The organism is Mangrovimonas sp. TPBH4, assembly GCF_001280505.1.
Lineage (GTDB): Bacteria > Bacteroidota > Bacteroidia > Flavobacteriales > Flavobacteriaceae > Mangrovimonas_A.
In genome coordinates this window covers 300,252-317,215 of sequence record NZ_LBIO01000057.1, presented here as the reverse complement: position 1 = coordinate 317,215, position 16,964 = coordinate 300,252, and the positions used below count along the sequence as shown (strand labels likewise).

13 protein-coding genes and 1 rRNA gene are annotated in these 16,964 nt (G+C 37.6%); 8 read left to right on the top strand and 6 right to left on the bottom strand.

Features of this window, described 5'->3' with window-relative positions; translation table 11 throughout:
- A 16S ribosomal RNA gene (locus tag ZA05_RS14360) occupies positions 1 to 346 on the bottom strand; the annotation flags it as partial.
- 636 nt (positions 347 to 982) lie between these two features.
- On the opposite strand from ZA05_RS14360, the gene thrS reads away from it, so the two are divergent.
- The 5 genes from thrS to ZA05_RS14335 all read left to right on the top strand — a co-directional run bounded on the left by thrS (position 983) and on the right by ZA05_RS14335 (position 5,644).
- Positions 983 to 2,926 (top strand): threonine--tRNA ligase, encoded by a 1,944-nt coding sequence (gene thrS, locus ZA05_RS14355; protein ID WP_053992366.1) that lies wholly within the window; start codon positions 983 to 985, stop codon positions 2,924 to 2,926.
- A gap of 31 nt (positions 2,927 to 2,957) precedes the next feature.
- Positions 2,958 to 3,512, top strand: a complete 555-nt coding sequence (gene infC, locus ZA05_RS14350) for a translation initiation factor IF-3 (protein ID WP_197276105.1) — start codon at positions 2,958 to 2,960, stop codon at positions 3,510 to 3,512.
- 55 nt (positions 3,513 to 3,567) lie between these two features.
- Entirely contained in the window at positions 3,568 to 3,765 is a 198-nt protein-coding gene (gene rpmI / locus ZA05_RS14345) for a 50S ribosomal protein L35 (RefSeq protein ID WP_053975390.1), read from the top strand.
- A gap of 104 nt (positions 3,766 to 3,869) precedes the next feature.
- Positions 3,870 to 4,214 carry a 50S ribosomal protein L20 gene (gene rplT / locus ZA05_RS14340; RefSeq protein ID WP_053992364.1) on the top strand — a complete coding sequence of 115 codons (345 nt, stop codon included), beginning with the start codon at positions 3,870 to 3,872 and terminating at the stop codon, positions 4,212 to 4,214.
- Positions 4,215 to 4,453: 239 nt separating this feature from the next.
- Positions 4,454 to 5,644 (top strand): CoF synthetase, encoded by a 1,191-nt coding sequence (locus tag ZA05_RS14335; protein ID WP_157514716.1) that lies wholly within the window; start codon positions 4,454 to 4,456, stop codon positions 5,642 to 5,644.
- Here the strand turns inward: ZA05_RS14335 and ZA05_RS14330 are convergent.
- Positions 5,619 to 6,758: an ATP-grasp domain-containing protein gene (locus ZA05_RS14330; RefSeq protein WP_053992362.1), complete on the bottom strand. Its 1,140-nt coding sequence runs from the start codon at positions 6,756 to 6,758 to the stop codon at positions 5,619 to 5,621. The two genes, ZA05_RS14335 and ZA05_RS14330, sit on opposite strands and share 26 nt — an antisense overlap.
- A 187-nt stretch (positions 6,759 to 6,945) precedes the next feature.
- Between ZA05_RS14330 and ZA05_RS14325 the strand changes: the two genes are divergently transcribed.
- The 3 genes from ZA05_RS14325 to ZA05_RS14315 all read left to right on the top strand — a co-directional run bounded on the left by ZA05_RS14325 (position 6,946) and on the right by ZA05_RS14315 (position 12,359).
- On the top strand, positions 6,946 to 8,055 hold the full coding sequence (locus ZA05_RS14325; protein ID WP_053992361.1) for a hypothetical protein: 1,110 nt from the start codon (positions 6,946 to 6,948) through the stop codon (positions 8,053 to 8,055).
- A 151-nt stretch (positions 8,056 to 8,206) separates the two neighbouring features.
- Positions 8,207 to 11,467 carry an amidohydrolase family protein gene (locus ZA05_RS14320; protein ID WP_053992382.1) on the top strand — a complete coding sequence of 1,087 codons (3,261 nt, stop codon included), beginning with the start codon at positions 8,207 to 8,209 and terminating at the stop codon, positions 11,465 to 11,467.
- A 67-nt stretch (positions 11,468 to 11,534) separates the two neighbouring features.
- Positions 11,535 to 12,359 carry an HAD family hydrolase gene (locus ZA05_RS14315; RefSeq protein WP_053992360.1) on the top strand — a complete coding sequence of 275 codons (825 nt, stop codon included), beginning with the start codon at positions 11,535 to 11,537 and terminating at the stop codon, positions 12,357 to 12,359.
- Here ZA05_RS14315 and ZA05_RS14310 read toward each other — a convergent pair.
- The 4 genes from ZA05_RS14310 to dnaB form a co-directional block, all read right to left on the bottom strand.
- Positions 12,339 to 12,761: a secondary thiamine-phosphate synthase enzyme YjbQ gene (locus tag ZA05_RS14310; RefSeq protein WP_053992359.1), complete on the bottom strand. Its 423-nt coding sequence runs from the start codon at positions 12,759 to 12,761 to the stop codon at positions 12,339 to 12,341. The two genes, ZA05_RS14315 and ZA05_RS14310, sit on opposite strands and share 21 nt — an antisense overlap.
- Positions 12,762 to 12,768: 7 nt before the next feature.
- Positions 12,769 to 14,031: an asparagine synthetase B gene (locus ZA05_RS14305; protein WP_197276101.1), complete on the bottom strand. Its 1,263-nt coding sequence runs from the start codon at positions 14,029 to 14,031 to the stop codon at positions 12,769 to 12,771.
- Between the two features lie 78 nt (positions 14,032 to 14,109).
- Positions 14,110 to 15,132, bottom strand: coding sequence for an AI-2E family transporter (locus tag ZA05_RS14300; RefSeq protein ID WP_082333787.1), 1,023 nt, complete (start codon positions 15,130 to 15,132; stop codon positions 14,110 to 14,112).
- 207 nt (positions 15,133 to 15,339) lie between these two features.
- Positions 15,340 to 16,887: a replicative DNA helicase gene (gene dnaB, locus ZA05_RS14295; protein ID WP_053992358.1), complete on the bottom strand. Its 1,548-nt coding sequence runs from the start codon at positions 16,885 to 16,887 to the stop codon at positions 15,340 to 15,342.
- Positions 16,888 to 16,964: the final 77 nt, after the last annotated feature.

Sequence of the window (16,964 nt, the reverse complement as noted above, 5' to 3'; positions counted from 1 at the left end):
AGGAGTCTGGTCCGTGTCTCAGTACCAGTGTGGGGGATCCCCCTCTCAGGGCCCCTATCTATCGTCGCCTAGGTGTGCCGTTACCACACCTACTAGCTAATAGAACGCATGCCCATCTCTTACCGCCGAAACTTTAATACCATTGTGATGCCACATCGGTATACTACGGGGTATTAATCCAAATTTCTCTGGGCTATCCCCCTGTAAGAGGTAGGTTGCATACGCGTTACGCACCCGTGCGCCACTCGCCGGCGGAAAAGCAAGCTTTTCCCCGCTGCCGTTCGACTTGCATGTGTTAGGCCTGCCGCTAGCGTTCATCCTGAGCCAGGATCAAACTCTTCATCGTTAAATCTTAAATATTATTCAGACTCCCGAAACGGAATTTTCTGGTTCTCAAAATGGCTTGTTCTTTGTTCGACCAGATCTTAAAATAAGATCGGTCTTACGCTGTCAATTCAATATGTTAATGAACTTGTCTTCTTTGTTTTTCCTAAGCTTATCGCTTAAGCGGGTGCAAATATAGAACCCTTTTTTGAAGCTCGCAATAGTTTCGGTTATTTTTTTAAAAGTTTTTTTTCGTGGCGCAATCGCCTCTCAAAAACACTTATAACCGATACTCTCAATGAACTCCCTTCGCTACGACAGCGCTCGCTGTTTTTGCGGCTGCAAATATACCGCCTTTTTGGATATGTGCAAGATTTACTAATGGTTATTTAAAAATAAATTAACCAACAAAATTCACTTGTCTGGTTTCAAGCTATTTATATCTATAATAATTTTAATTCTTTTTTGAAATTGTCTTTGTAACCCTCTCTCCTCTTCCTTTTACACCTATTATATAGTATTCCTATTCCCTATTAAATAATACACCAATCAAAAACAGCTTCATCAATTAATAATACACTTCCAAATTATACATATATATATATTGTATGAAATTATTTATCCTCTTATCTTTGTCCCCTTAAATAGAAGACTATAAATGATTGATATTACATTACCAGATGGAACGGTAAAAAGCTTTGAACAAGGCGTTACACCGATGGATGTTGCCAAAAGCATCAGTGAGGGGTTTGCAAGAAACGTGATTTCGGCAAATTTTAATGACGAAACCATTGAAGTTTCCACCCCAATAACCACAAACGGTTCCTTAATATTATATACATGGAATGATAAAGATGGGAAAAAAGCCTTTTGGCACTCTAGCTCCCACGTATTGGCCCAAGCCTTGGAAGAATTGTACCCTGGCGTAAAACTATCAATAGGTCCTGCCATTGAAAATGGTTTTTATTATGATGTGGATTTTGGAGATCATTCTATTTCCGATAAGGATTTCAAAGCCATTGAAACCAAAATATTGGAGATTGCCAGAGGAAAGCACGATTTTAAAATGCGTTCTGTTTCCAAGGCCGATGCTTTGTCCATGTACCAATCTCAAGGTAATGAGTATAAAGTAGAATTAATCGAGAACTTGGAGGACGGCACCATCACATTCTGCGACCATTCTACCTTTACTGACTTATGTCGTGGAGGCCACATCCCTAACACAGGTATCATTAAAGCTGTAAAATTGCTTTCGGTTGCGGGTGCTTACTGGAGAGGAGACGAAAACAACAAACAGCTAACAAGAGTTTACGGTATTTCTTTCCCTAAACAAAAGGAACTAACAGAATACCTTCACCTTTTGGAGGAAGCTAAAAAGCGTGACCACAGAAAACTTGGGAAGGAATTAGAACTATTCACCTTCTCTCAAAAAGTTGGTCAAGGGTTACCATTATGGCTTCCAAAAGGTGCTGCCTTAAGAGAACGCTTGGAAAATTTCCTAAAAAAAGCTCAAAAGAAAGCAGGTTATGAAATGGTAGTGACTCCTCATATTGGACAAAAAGAACTATACGTTACCTCTGGCCACTATGCCAAATACGGAGAAGACAGCTTCCAACCTATCCACACACCGCACGAAGGCGAAGAGTTTTTGTTGAAACCGATGAACTGTCCCCACCACTGTGAAATTTATAACACACGTCCTTTTTCCTATAAGGATTTACCAAAACGTTTTGCTGAATTTGGAACGGTATATCGCTATGAACAAAGCGGTGAGTTGCACGGATTGACACGTGTGAGAGGATTTACTCAAGATGATGCGCATATTTTCTGTACACCAGACCAATTGGATGCTGAGTTTAAGGAAGTAATCGATTTGGTACTTTATGTCTTTGGGTCTTTAGGTTTTGAAAACTTTACAGCTCAAGTATCGGTTCGTGATCCTGAAAACCCAGACAAATATATAGGTAAGGTTGAAAATTGGGAGAAAGCAGAACAAGCTATTATTAATGCCGCCAAAGACAAAGGCTTGGATTACGTAATTGAAGAAGGCGAAGCCGCCTTTTACGGTCCAAAATTAGACTTCATGGTGAAAGATGCTTTAGGGAGACAGTGGCAGCTGGGGACTATCCAAGTAGACTACAACTTACCTGAGCGTTTTGACCTTACTTATAAAGGCAGTGACAACGAGCTTCACAGACCTGTTATGATTCACCGTGCTCCCTTTGGTAGCATGGAACGTTTCGTGGCAATCTTGTTGGAACACACTGGAGGAAACTTCCCTCTTTGGTTGGTTCCGGAGCAGGCTATTGTACTATGTATAAGTGAGAAATATGAAAAATACGCCGAAAAAGTTTTAAATTTGTTGGAAAATCACGAAATTCGCGCCCTCGTAGATAATCGTAACGAAACCATTGGAAAGAAAATCCGTGAAGCGGAAATGCAAAAAATTCCATATATGGTGATTATAGGTGAAAATGAGGAAGCTGAAGGTAAAATTTCGGTACGCCAACACGGAGGAGAGGATTTAGGCTTGATTAGCATTGATGAATTTTCTAATATTGTTGACGCAGAGATTAAAAAGACATTAAAAACCTTTAAATAAGAAAATTAAGTTTAACTAAAATTTATAAGTCATAGCAATACGTAGACACAGAAATAACTTTAAGAGAGAACCGAAGGAAGACCAGCACAAAATTAACTCTAAAATTAGAGCCGAAAAAGTAAGACTTGTCGGTGACAATGTAGAGGTAGGCATTTACGGCATCAGACCTGCATTGGCCATTGCCGAAGAGCAAGGCTTAGACCTTGTTGAAATATCACCTAAAGCTGATCCTCCTGTTTGTAAGGTTATGGATTATAAAAAGTTTCTTTACGAACAAAAGAAACGTGACAAGGCCTTAAAAGCAAAAACGTCTAAAGTTGTTGTAAAAGAAATTCGTTTTGGCCCTCAAACCGATGACCACGATTACGAATTCAAAAAGAAACACGCTGAAAAATTCCTTAAGGAAGGTGCAAAGCTAAAAGCATTTGTATTTTTTAAAGGACGTTCTATCGTGTTTAAAGAGCAAGGACAAATTTTATTGTTACGATTGGCGCAAGACCTGGAAGAATTTGGTAAAGTAGAACAAATGCCAAAATTGGAAGGTAAGCGAATGACCATGTTCATTGCTCCTAAAAAAACAAAATAACACCTATTAAGGTAAACAATAATAAGCGAAACGTAAATTAAAAACTAGGAGAAAGATGCCTAAAATGAAAACTAAATCAAGTGCCAAGAAACGTTTTAAACTTACTGGCACTGGTAAGATTAAGAGAAAGCACGCTTTTAAAAGTCACATTTTGACAAAAAAGTCTAAAAAGCGTAAACTTGCCTTGACTCATGATACTTTGGTACATAAGTCAGACGAGAACAATGTTAAAACCATGTTACGTTTAAAGTAATATCGGTCTTTAACCGGTTAACAAATTTATAAACCCTGGAGTTAGGCAAAACTATTTAGCAAGTACCTTTTTAGGTCGCCTACTACAAAAAAACAAATTAAGAAATGCCAAGATCAGTAAATTCAGTTGCTAAAAGAGCCAGAAGAAAAAAGGTTCTTAAGCAGGCCAAAGGTTACTTTGGAAGACGTAAAAACGTTTGGACGGTAGCCAAAAACGCGGTTGACAAAGCGATGCAATACTCGTACAGAGACCGTAGAAACAAAAAGAGAACTTTCCGTGCTTTATGGATCCAACGTATTAATGCAGGAGCAAGATTACACGGAATGTCATATTCTAAGTTTATGGGAGCACTTAAAGCTAACAATATCGAATTGAACCGTAAGGTACTTGCAGATTTAGCTATGAACAACCCAGAAGCTTTTGAAGCAATCGTAAACAAAGTAAAGTAAGGCGTTCGCCTAAATATTAACAACAATTCGCTTATAAAAATCCGATTCAATTTGAATCGGATTTTTTTGTTTAAAGCAACATATACACTAAATTTAGATTTATTTAAGGGTGTTATTACATGTTAAATGTGTTTAGAAATCGTGTTTTCTGGTTGTTAGATTTTATCAAAGGATCCCCTGTTAATAGGCATTTACAAGACATTGAAAGCATCTTGAGAAACCCTGTCTCAAAGAATGCTTTGGAAAAAAGAAATTTTCACCTTGTCAATCTTTTAAACCATGCCACAAAAACCACACCTTTTTACCAACCTTATTTCAATTACAACTCACTTCAAGACTTTCCTGTAATTCAAAAACCAATTATACAGAACAATTTTGGAAGCTTTAAATCTAGTGAATTTGAAGATCAACCTTCCTTTAAAGTCGCCACAAGCGGTTCAACAGGAATCCCCTTTTTCCTGTTTCAGGATAAAAATAAAAAAGCTAGAAATACAGCAGATGTTATCTGTTTCTCCCAATTGAGTAATTATAATGTTGGTAGTAGACTTTATAATCTGGAAGTATGGAGAAAACACAATAAAAAATCATCATTTAAATCTTACTTACAGAATATTGTCCAAATTGATATTACAAGGTTAGATAATGAAAAGTGTAACAATTTTTTAAATCAATTGCATAAAAACAAAAGGACCAAAACCATACTTGGATTTGCTTCCGCTCTCGAAACGATTTGTCAATACCTTCAAAGCACAAAAAGAACTTTTGAACCTCCACCGAAGCTTACATCCATAATTGCCAATGCTGAACATTTGAATAGTTATACAAAGTCTCATCTATATAGTTATTTTAAAGTCCCAATATTGTCTAGGTATTCAAATGAAGAATTAGGCATTATTGCACAGCAAACCATCGAATCTCAAAATGAATATGTAATCAATCATGCCAGCTATTTTATCGAAATCTTGGACCTAAATAAAGATGAAGCTGTAGAACTTGGAAATTCCGGACGTATTGTTATTACAGATCTTTTCAATTACTGCATGCCGCTAATTAGGTATGATACAGGAGATATTGGTAAATTAGTTTTAGATCAATCTGGCGTGACAAAACTTAAATACATTGAGGGAAGAAAAATGGACTTAATCAGTGACACTAAGGGAGAAATAATCTCCTCTTTTGTAGTGTATACAAAATTTTATAAATATTATAAGTATTTTAAACAGTTTCAATTTATCCAAGAAACTCAAAATAAATATACAGTAAAACTAAACCTTCACGAAGATTTTCCTTTTGAAGAAGAGCTTATCGCTGAAATTAAACAAGATTTTGGGAATGATGCCGAAGTGAGAATTGTTTATGTAAATGAAATCCCCGCTCTTTCTTCTGGAAAAAGAAAAAAAGTACTCAATAACTTTTTAAATTGTGTGTAACTTCCTTAAGCTTATTTACAAATATGTTTTTAGTTCTAGCTATAAACTTTACTCCCATCGGAATAGGATCTCCTAATGCATACTTTAGTGGCGTGTTGTTCAACACAAAAGATGTGTTAATTAAAACCTTAATATCATCCTTAATTAGTTTCAAAAGGCCTTTCAAATTATAAAAGCTAACACTAGAATAATTTGGCATATCAAAATTCATTCCCATACTTGCTAAACAATATAAATAAGGAAAGTTAACTCCTGCAATTTCAGACCCTTCCAAGGAAGACCAAAATCTGGTATTCACCTCAATTATCTTATAATCCCCTTTAACTTTATCGTATCTCAAATCTACGTGACCTACACCAGACCAGTTTAATTTTTCCATCAACAACTCTACAATCTTTAAAACTTTCTCTTCTTTGATAAATTCCATTCCTGTTAAAGGGCCTAAAACATTAACGGCCTTTTGAATTTCCTTCTGTATGGTATAGCTTAATATTTTTCCTTCCTTACATAAAACACTACAACCTATATCATACCCTTGGACAACTTCTTGGATTAAAAACTCCTTTCCAAACAAACTTTTTTCCAAATATAGTTTGAGCTCCGTCTCATTAACCAAAAGATTTACTCCTTGCCCTCCTCCAAATCCTTCAACTGGTTTTATGATTACGGGATACTTTAATTCTTTTGGATAACCTTTCCCATTTACATATAAACTTTTTGGTAAAGGCATATTATGTATCGTAAGAAGTTTCGATAGCAAATTTTTATTGATAGCAGTATTAAAATCACGCAATTTAGGTAACAACCCTAATACTTTTGCATCTATAAGTCTATCACGATAAGTAATCATTGTTCTTATTCCATGCTCAAATATGGGCATAACGACATCTATATTATGTTCCTGTAGTTCTCTATTAATATTGTTAATCCACTCTTCTCCATATTCCAATTTTGGGTAAAACGAGTAATGGTATATGTAATTTGAAAAACGCATGGGTAACCACTTACGATCAGACATAATATGTATTTTAACTTCATTATGTTGAGCCAAGCAATTCACAACATAAATTAACATATGACTTTCTCCATCGGGAATTAAAACCGAGATTTTCATTTGAACTTCTTTTTCTTAAACTTGTTCAATCTAAGATATAACTTTTTACATCCACCCACCGTAAAACTCAAACAAAAACATATCATAATCAACTATAAAACAACTACTTAAACTATAATTACGTATATTTGCAATGAACTAGATTAATAGCATATGGATTAAATATCAATTCTAAACATATGCAATCATGAAAATCAAAACTAACCCTCACCACCTTTACACCATATTTTTTGGTGTAATTATGACCTTAGGCATTTATAGCTGCCAAGTAGAACCAATAAATTCAGGAGAGAATTCAGTAATTGAAACAGATTCTTCTGCAAAGCAACAAGCTCCAGCAACCTTTGACCTCTCTTGTATTACCACTGCAACTGAAGTAGACTTATTAGCAGGACAAAACATACTTGTTGGTACTGTGAAAGTAGAAGTTGAAGGAAGCGATTACAAAATTACCTACTCAATTACCAACAGTAAATACTGTATTACTGAAACCCACCTGTCTGTAGCTACAACCCCATTGGGCTTTCCTGTGAATAACCCTGGAAATCCACAGGTAGGGCAATTCGAAGAAAATGACAAATGGGAGTGTATAGCTGAAGTAGTATATTATGCACCTATTATAGATGGTCCATACATAGCTGCTCACGCAGTTGTACATTGTATCACAGATGTAACCAATGACCTTTATCCAAATACCCTACCTGCTCAAGTGTCTTTATGTGTAACGGATAAAGGGCTTGATGCTATAGATAGCTATTTCAACATTGAAATCGATCCCGAAAATTCCTTAACTGGAGCCTTCGATGCTTGGTGCGCCGATCAAGACACTTCTCTGGAGAGTGGAGATTGCTTTACTGCAGATGTGTATTCATCATACGAAACTCTACCTGAAGGCAAATTTGAACACCCAGAAAATTTTGGCGCCGTAAACTGGCTTATGAACCAAAATTTTATTGGAACTGACTCAGGCGGATATGGATTATATACATTTGGAGATCTTCAAATAGCCATTTGGATGCTTATTGATGACAGCATTTGTAGCGAATGCCTCTACACAGGGCCTTACTCTCCTACCAGAGTAGATGAACTTGTAAGTATGGCTTTAGAACATACAGATTGTGTTCCTGTGTGCGGAGAAGATGTTGTTATAATTCTCATTCCTGAGGATGAAGGTGTTCAATCTATATTCATTACAATTCCTGTACCTTGTGATTGTGAAGAAACGGCCTGGGGAGATGGATGTCCATTCCCAGGAAACCAATGGGCAACATATTTCCAATATGGACTTCCTGAATAATAATTGTTTTTAATTTATATAAAAAACCAGTTCTTTTAGAACTGGTTTTTTTGTTTCTAGACCAATATTTTGGACCATTATCACAATTAAAAGAGCCATATTATTTCAACAATTATAAGTATATTTCGGGCCAAAATAATTCATAATGAAAATGCTACGAACAAGCTCTTTAATTCTACTACTCTTATCATGTCATTTTTCCCTCTTCAGTCAGGATAAAGCCAAAACTCCTACTTGGGACGTCAACAATCCACAAGGTGATTTTGATTATCAAACCCATCAATTTTCCACAGATGAAGGTACTTGGATGAACCTGGATGTTAGTCCCGATGGTAAATATATTGTTTTTGACATGTTGGGTGATATTTACAAAATAAAAAGTACTGGAGGAAAAGCCACTTGTTTAAGAGAAGGAATTGCTTTTGAAGTTCAACCTCGTTTTAGTCCTGATGGGAAACATATTTCTTTTACTAGTGACGCTGGCGGTGGGGACAACATTTGGATGATGGATACCGATGGTAACAATGCCAAAGCCATCACCAAGGAGGACTTTAGGCTTTTGAACAATGCCATTTGGACTCCAGATGGGCAATACATTATTGCTAGGAAACATTTTACTTCAGAGCGTTCGGCTGGTGCGGGTGAAATGTGGATGTACCACCATTCTGGAGGGAGCGGTATTCAGCTTACAAAACGTAAAAACGACCAACAGGATGTCAACGAACCAAGTATGTCTCCTGACGGAAAATACCTTTACTACAGTGAAGATATGTATCCTGGAGGCTATTTTCAATATAACAAAGACCCAAATAGCCAAATTTATGTGATCAACAGATACGATATGGCTACGGGGGAAATCACTAGAATTAGCGGAGGCCCTGGAGGAGCTGCCCGTCCTCAAACTTCCAGAGATGGAAAAAAACTCGCTTTTGTTAAGCGTGTACGTGAAAAATCGGTGCTGTATATCCATGATTTGGAAACTGGCCAAGAGTGGCCACTTTATGACAAGTTGAACAAAGATCAACAGGAAGCTTGGGCAATTTTTGGTGTCTACCCCAATTTCAACTGGATGCCAAACAATGAAGAGATTGTGTTTTGGGCTGGTGGAAAAATCAATAAAATCAACATCAACTCTTTAGAGGTTACCAATATTCCATTTCAAGTAGATGCCAACATTAAAATTGCCAAAGCTGTTGAATTTGACAATCCTGTGGCTCCCGACACCTTTGATGCCAAAGTTATCAGACATGCAGTGACATCCCCAGACGGCAAAACATTAGTGTTTAGTGCCGTTGGTCATTTGTGGTCCCAAAAGCTTCCAAATGGTACTCCTAAACGCCTTACCTCTAATACCGCTTTTGAATTTGAACCAAGCTTTTCCCCCGACGGAAAAAATATTGTTTACGTAACTTGGAATGATGAAAACTTGGGTGCAATCTATAAAGTTCCTGCTTCTGGAGGTACTCCCGTAAAACTAACTTCTGAAAAGGGCATCTACAGAAACCCTTCTTTCTCTCATAACAGCAACCAAATTGTTTATTTGAAAGAAGCCGGTAACAGTGATCAAGGTTATGCCTATGACAATAACCATGGAATTTATACAATGAATGCCGATGGTAGTAATCCAAAATTTGTAACCAAAGAAGGAGATTTTCCAATCTTCAATACTGATGACACAAAAATCATTTACCAAACGGGCGGTAAATTCTTTGGAGAACTTACCAAGGAATTGAAAATTACCAATCTTAATGGTAATGACACTCAAGTATTGGTAAAATCAAAACACGGAAACAGATTAGTTCCTAGCCCAGACGGCAATTGGATTGCGTTCATCCATTTACATAAAGTATATATGGCTCCGATGCCTCATGCTGGTCAGACTTTGGATATCACAGATGCGACTAAATTCGTGCCTATAACCCAACTTTCCAAAGATGCGGGACTCAACCTTCACTGGTCTTCTGATAGTAAAAAGTTGCATTGGACTTTAGGAAACACCTATTACACAGCCAACATTTCAGAAGACACTAAATTGGTTGAAGATGGCATTACCATTAATTTAAAAGTAAAGACTGACAAACCTGAAGGACGTATTGCATTAAAAGGGGCAAGAATTATTACCATGGAAGGTGATGAAGTGATTGAAAATGGAACCATCATTATCAATGAGAACAGAATTGAATCTTTGGGTAGCACTTCCAGTGTTAAAATCCCATCCAATGCTAAGGTATATGATGTAACAGGAAAAACCATTATGCCCGGAATTGTAGATGTGCATGCCCATGTTGGAGGCTTTAGAGATGGTCTACCAACCCAAAAACACTGGCAATTCTATGCTAATCTAGCTTTTGGTGTCACTACTGCTCATGACCCATCGGCTAATTCAGAAACGATTTTCACCCTATCCGAATTACAAAAAAGTGGTGATCTGGTCGGCCCAAGATTGTTCTCTACAGGGTTCATTCTTTATGGCGGCGATGGCGACTTTAAAGCTGTTATAAATGGCCTTGAAGATGCGCGTTCTTCAATCAGACGTACCAAAGCATTTGGTGCTCTTTCTGTAAAAAGTTACAACCAACCGAGACGAGACCAGCGTCAACAGGTGTTACAAGCGGCTCGTGAGGAAGGTATTTTTGTAGTGCCTGAGGGAGGTTCCAATTTCTTCCACAATATGTCTATGATTATGGACGGTCATACAGGAATTGAACACAACATTCCTGTGGCTCCTGTTTATAAGGATATTGTTGAATTATGGAGTAACAGTAATGTAGGCTACACCCCTACTCTTATTGTGAATTATGGAGGATTGAATGGAGAATACTATTGGTACCAAAAAACTAATGTATGGGAAAATGAAAAACTGCTGAAATACACTCCTAGAGGTATTATCGATGCCCGGTCAAGACACAGAACGATGGTACCGGATGATGAATATGAAAATGGACACATTTTAGTTTCTGAAACTTGTAAAAAGCTATCTGATGCTGGTGTGAAAGTGAATTTGGGTGCCCACGGTCAGTTACAAGGTCTAGGAGCTCATTGGGAATTGTGGATGTTGCAACAAGGAGGTATGACTAACCACGAAGCCCTAAAAGCAGCTACCATCAATGGTGCTGATTACATTGGGATGGCCAAGGACATAGGTTCTTTAAAAAAAGGTAAATTGGCCGACCTTATCGTAATGGACAAAAACCCATTGGAAGACATTCAAAACTCAGAAAGCATCATTTACACTATGGTGAATGGAAGACTTTATGATACCGAAACCATGAACGAAATTGGCAACAATCCTAAAGAACGCACAAAGTTCTATTGGGAAAACAACAAGTACAACCAAGCATTCCCTTGGCATGAAGAAACCCAAAGTTTTACAACACCATCCTGTAGTTGCCATACAGGAGTTGCCCACTAAACGATATATTAACATTAATTTCAGAGCCTTTTGACTTGATAATCTTAGCTTTGGAAAAAAATTGCCTATGAATTTATCTCAAATCAAATTGGTGGTCACCGATATGGATGGTACACTGCTCAATTCCAAAGGGGAAGTGAGCAGTAATTTTTATAAATTATTCAACGAACTAAAAACCAATAATGTCCATTTTATAGCGGCCAGTGGTCGTCAGTATTTTAGTATCCTTGACAAACTAGGATCCATAAAAGACGAGATTACCATTATAGCTGAAAATGGTGGTCTTACCAAACAAGGCGACAAACAATTGCACGCCAATTATTTCCCAATGGAAGATATCAACCGTCTGATTCCTATTTTAAGAAATATTGAGGATTCCTATATAGTGTTATGCGGAGAACGTTCGGCCTACATTGAAAGCAACGATGATAGTTTTATCAATATGTTCAAGGAATATTACACCGAATTCAAACAGGTGGAAGACTTGACCCAAGTTAACGATGACAATTTTTTAAAGATTGCTGTATACAGCTTTGGTGGTTCTGAACAAAATATCTACCCACACGTAAAGCATTACGAAGACCATATACAAGTAAAAGTATCGGGATCTAATTGGTTGGATCTTTCTCATATGAATACCAACAAAGGCTACGCTTTACAACAGGTTCAGGATTTATTGGGAGTTTCAAAGGAAGAAACTATGGTTTTTGGAGACTATAATAACGATTTGGAAATGATGGCTCAGGCTGCTTACAGTTATGCCATGAGCAATGCTCATCCCAACGTAAAAGAAGTAGCTCGCTACCAAACCAAAAGCAATGATGAAGAAGGTGTAGAAGTTGTTTTGGAACAACTTATCAAAGACAAGCAATCAATTGCCAAAGGCCGTTAATACCAAATGCCTTCCAGACGCATGATTGCGATGTTCGCATAAATAAATACCTTGCCAAATTCCTAAATTCAATTGTCCTTGAGTAATCGGAATTTGAACAGAGGTTCCCATTAAAGAGGCCTTGATGTGTGCTGGCATATCATCAGGGCCTTCATAAGTGTGGCGGTAATATGGTTGATTTTCTGGCACCATTTTATTGATATGACTTTCAAAATCGTCCCTTACTGTTGGATCTGCATTTTCATTAATGGTCAAACTCGCCGAAGTGTGTTTGATAAACACATGAAACATCCCCACATTTATATTTTGAATTTCTGAAAACTGACTGAGTATTTCTTGGGTCACCAAATGAAAACCTCTTGACTTGGCGCTAAGGCGAATTTCTTTCTGAAAACTTTTCATGCTTATTTTAGGTCTTCTGCTTTTTCTTCTTAGCCGCAGGGAACAAAACGTTATTCAATATTAATCGGTAACCAGGAGAGGTTGGGTGTAAATCCAATTCCGTTTTTGGGTCACCTACCCTATGTGTATAATCTTCTGGATCATGTCCTCCATAAAAAGTAAAGAATCCTTTTCCCTTTATTCCGTGGATATACTTCGCCTCACCATTGGTTTTGTTTTCCCCCATGATCAATACATTCGATTTGATTTCATCGCGAGTAAAGGACGTCGTTTGCCCCATAAATCCTTTTACCAATGCCGTATGATTTTGACAAAGCATGGTTGGCACGGGATCCCATTTGGCTGAAAAATCCATTAGGGTAAAATAATCGGTAGTTTTTGGAATGCGGCGTTTTTGCGTCATGTCTATGGATGAGAACTCATAAACATTTGGATTACGTTCCAATAAAAAGTCCTTAAAGGCAAAGGTTTTTCTGAAATCAATTTTATTCTGATAGGCAGGATCGCTACCATCTCCATCAAACATAGGCTCACAAATATCCACACCTTCGGCACTCAAAGCAATATCAAAACTATCGGTAGCACTACACATAGCAAACATAAAACCTCCTCCAACAACATAATCCCGAATCTTAAGAGCTACGGCCAATTTGGCTTGAGATACTTTATCATATCCCAATTTTGTAGCCAACTCTTCAGCAGCTTTCTTTTCTTCAATATACCACGCCGCAGATTTAAACGATCTGTAGAATTTACCAAACTGTCCTGTGAAGTCTTCGTGGTGCAAGTGTAACCAATCATACAAAAGCAAGGCATCATTCAACACTTCTTCATCATAAATAGTATCATATGGAATTTCAGCATAGGTAAGAACCATGGTTACGGCATCGTCCCAAGGTTGCTTTCCGTAAGGCGTATAGACTGCAATTTTAGGTGCCTTTTCCAAGACCACTGCTTCCATATTTTGTGAAGGACTACTGATAAGTTCAAGGATTTCTTCGGCTTTAGAATTGGATAGCACTTCAAAACTTACCCCTCTAATCTGGCACTCTCGTTGGATTTCTTCAGCATCGGGCAATAAAAAGGAACCTCCACGGTAGTTCAACAACCACTTCACCTTAAGCTGCTTCTCTAAGGTCCAATAAGTAATACCATAAGCCTTCAGATGGTTTTGCTGCCCTTCGGCATCCATAGGGACAAGTATATAAGAGGCAAAACTGGAGTTTGCACATAAAACCAAAAATACCACTAAGGCCAATATCTTCTTCATAGTGGAAAGATACTTAAAAATTAGCCTTCAATAAAAGGCATTAAGGAAATATTAGGCAAACAAAACGGGCTATTTTGTCTAGCTAGTTCCCGAAAGCAAATCAGCAATACGCTTCGTGTTTGGGAACTGCTCCAAGATAATTTTGATAAAAACAGTGATTGGAATAGCCATAATTAGGCCCGGAATTCCCCAAATGTAGCCCCAAAGCATCAGCATTACCAAAACGGTAATAATATTGATTGAAAAGGATTTCCCCATAAAAATAGGTTCCATAATGGCTCCAAACAATACTTGAACTCCCGTAATGGACAACACAAAAAAGAACAAAGTACTACTAGGATCCAATTCCACAAAGGCAAATATCGCCAAAGAAATTACGGCAATAAACGACCCTACCATTTGGACGAAGTTAATGGCAAATGCAAACAAGCCCCAGAAAATAGGAAAACTAATATCAAAAAATACACATGCCAAACCAGTACCAATCCCCGTAAGTAAGCTTACCAAGAATTTCACCTTTATGAATTTTATCAAATCTTTTTCAATTTTAATAAAAGTCTTTACCGATGTATGACGTTGCTTTAAGATGGTTGTATTTAAAAGTTGGTGCATGTTGATAGACTCTGCCAACCACAGCACGACAAAAAAAGCAGTCATAAGTATGGAAGTGGCCAATTTTCTAATAAAATCAAAAGTAGTCCCTAAATTTTCCTTTTGAAGAAATTGGGCCAGTACATTTTCGTTTTCCTTGAACTCCACACCAAACGTAGTCGTGAGATAACTTTTTAAATTGATAAGTTTTACTTCGGCTTTATCAAAAAATTCACTTTTAGTAGCCATAATCTGTTGACTAGATAATTTTATTAGCTCAACACCAATCCACAAGCCTAAAACAATCAACAACACTACTATGACTATACTGGCCATTTTTGGAATATTTCGTTTCCCCAACCAACGCATCAAAGGCAAAAACAACAAGGCTATAAACATTGAAAACACCAGAGGAATAAAGATAAACGACAAGGTTTTCAACAAATAAAACACTAATGGAATTACTATAATTAGCAATAACATATTGGTAGTACGGGTTTGATTGATCATGTTGGCAATTTTCTTTTATAACAGAGCGCAAAGTTACGCCAAAATGTTTGGATTGCCTTTAAAATTCCCTCTTTAACCAAGGTTAAAATTATGGTTTACAAAAAGGCTGGGGAGTTTTCTTTTTGTTGAATTTAGGCCATAAAAAAACAGGAACCTTAGCCCCTGTTTCTTCACATCTTCAAAATGAGTAAAAACCCTATCAATTAATTAAAAAGGCACATCGTTATCGTCCGGTAATTCCGGAGCTCCAAAGGCGTCATGCGCCGATGGTGTAAAGTTTCCTGGATTGAAGTTATCATCGCCTCCCTCGTTCATTTTACTATGGAACTCATTCCCAAATGGCGTATCAAAGTCGTCCAAGTTATCGAATTTACCTAGGTGTCCAAGGAATTTCAGACGGATGTTTTCCAAACCACCATTCCTGTGTTTTGCCACAATAAACTCCCCTTGTCCTTCGGTTGGAGAACGCTCCTCATCATCCCATTCTTCAATTTTATAATATTCAGGTCTATAGATAAAAGATACAATATCCGCATCCTGCTCAATCGCACCAGATTCACGAAGATCCGATAGCAATGGACGCTTACTGCCTCCACGGGTTTCTACTGCACGTGATAACTGAGACAGTGCAATAACGGGCACATGCAACTCTTTTGCCAAAGCCTTAAGGTTACGCGAGATCATCGAGATTTCCTGTTCACGGTTCCCACCTCCTTTTTGGCTTCCCCCAGCCGTCATCAACTGCAGGTAATCGATCATGATCATTTTTATGCCGTATTGCGAAGCCAAACGTCTGGCTTTTGCACGCAAATCGAAAATGGAAAGAGATGGCGTATCATCAATATATAATGGCGCCTTTTCCAAGGACTTTACTTTCACGTTCAGCTGCTCCCATTCGTGTTTCTCCAGTTTACCGGTTCTCAATTTTTCTGAAGACAGTCCAGTTTCACTTGAAATCAAACGTGTGATCAACTGTACAGAGGACATCTCCAAAGAAAAGAAGGCCACAGGCATATTCCCGTCTACAGCAATGTTCCTTGCCATGGTTAAGGTTAAGGCCGTTTTACCCATACCAGGACGTGCCGCAACAATAATCAAATCCGAAGGCTGCCATCCAGAGGTCAACTTATCCAACTTTGTAAATCCTGTTGGAATACCACTCAACCCTTCCCTATTGGAAATCTCTTCGATTTTTTTCTTGGCCTGGATTACCAAACTTTGAGCAGACTCGGTAGATTTCTTAACGTTCCCTTGTGTAACCTCGTATAGTTTGGCCTCTGCATGATCCAAAAGATCAAAAACGTCCTTGGTTTCATCATATGCCTCTTCTATAATTTCATTCGAAATTTTTATCAAACTACGCTGAATGAACTTTTGCAGGATGATACGGGCATGGAATTCGATATGTGCGGAAGACGATACTCTTTGCGTAAGTGAAATCAAATAGAAATCCCCACCAATCAAATCAAGTTTTCCATCCTTCTTTAATTGAGTAGATACCGTTAAAAGGTCAATAGGCTCACTGTTTTCAAAAAGTTTGAAAATGGATTCAAAAATATGTTTGTGAGCTTCCTTGTAAAAAGCATCGGGGCTAAGGATATCGATAACTTCGTCGACACCTTTCTTATCAATCATCATGGCGCCTAGTACAACCTCTTCCAAGTCGATTGCTTGGGGCGGTATTTTGCCTTTCTCAAGGCTAATCAATGTACTTTTGTCGACTTTATATCCTTGTAATTGGTTTGGTTGTTTCATATATCACGAATGTAAATAAAATGATATGAAAGATTAAAAAAATAGGTGAATTCAATCTTAACATTCCTTCAACAATC

What these genes read in the sequence shown, in the direction of transcription:
- thrS (WP_053992366.1), top strand. Translation starts at nt 983, where the DNA reads ATGATTGATATTACATTACCAGATGGAACGGTAAAAAGCTTTGAACAA.
- rpmI (WP_053975390.1), top strand. Translation starts at nt 3,568, where the DNA reads ATGCCTAAAATGAAAACTAAATCAAGTGCCAAGAAACGTTTTAAACTT.
- rplT (WP_053992364.1), top strand. Translation starts at nt 3,870, where the DNA reads ATGCCAAGATCAGTAAATTCAGTTGCTAAAAGAGCCAGAAGAAAAAAG.
- ZA05_RS14330 (WP_053992362.1), bottom strand. Translation starts at nt 6,758, where the DNA reads ATGAAAATCTCGGTTTTAATTCCCGATGGAGAAAGTCATATGTTAATT.
- ZA05_RS14325 (WP_053992361.1), top strand. Translation starts at nt 6,946, where the DNA reads ATGAAAATCAAAACTAACCCTCACCACCTTTACACCATATTTTTTGGT.
- ZA05_RS14320 (WP_053992382.1), top strand. Translation starts at nt 8,207, where the DNA reads ATGCTACGAACAAGCTCTTTAATTCTACTACTCTTATCATGTCATTTT.
- ZA05_RS14315 (WP_053992360.1), top strand. Translation starts at nt 11,535, where the DNA reads ATGAATTTATCTCAAATCAAATTGGTGGTCACCGATATGGATGGTACA.
- ZA05_RS14310 (WP_053992359.1), bottom strand. Translation starts at nt 12,761, where the DNA reads ATGAAAAGTTTTCAGAAAGAAATTCGCCTTAGCGCCAAGTCAAGAGGT.
- ZA05_RS14305 (WP_197276101.1), bottom strand. Translation starts at nt 14,031, where the DNA reads ATGAAGAAGATATTGGCCTTAGTGGTATTTTTGGTTTTATGTGCAAAC.
- ZA05_RS14300 (WP_082333787.1), bottom strand. Translation starts at nt 15,132, where the DNA reads ATGATCAATCAAACCCGTACTACCAATATGTTATTGCTAATTATAGTA.
- dnaB (WP_053992358.1), bottom strand. Translation starts at nt 16,887, where the DNA reads ATGAAACAACCAAACCAATTACAAGGATATAAAGTCGACAAAAGTACA.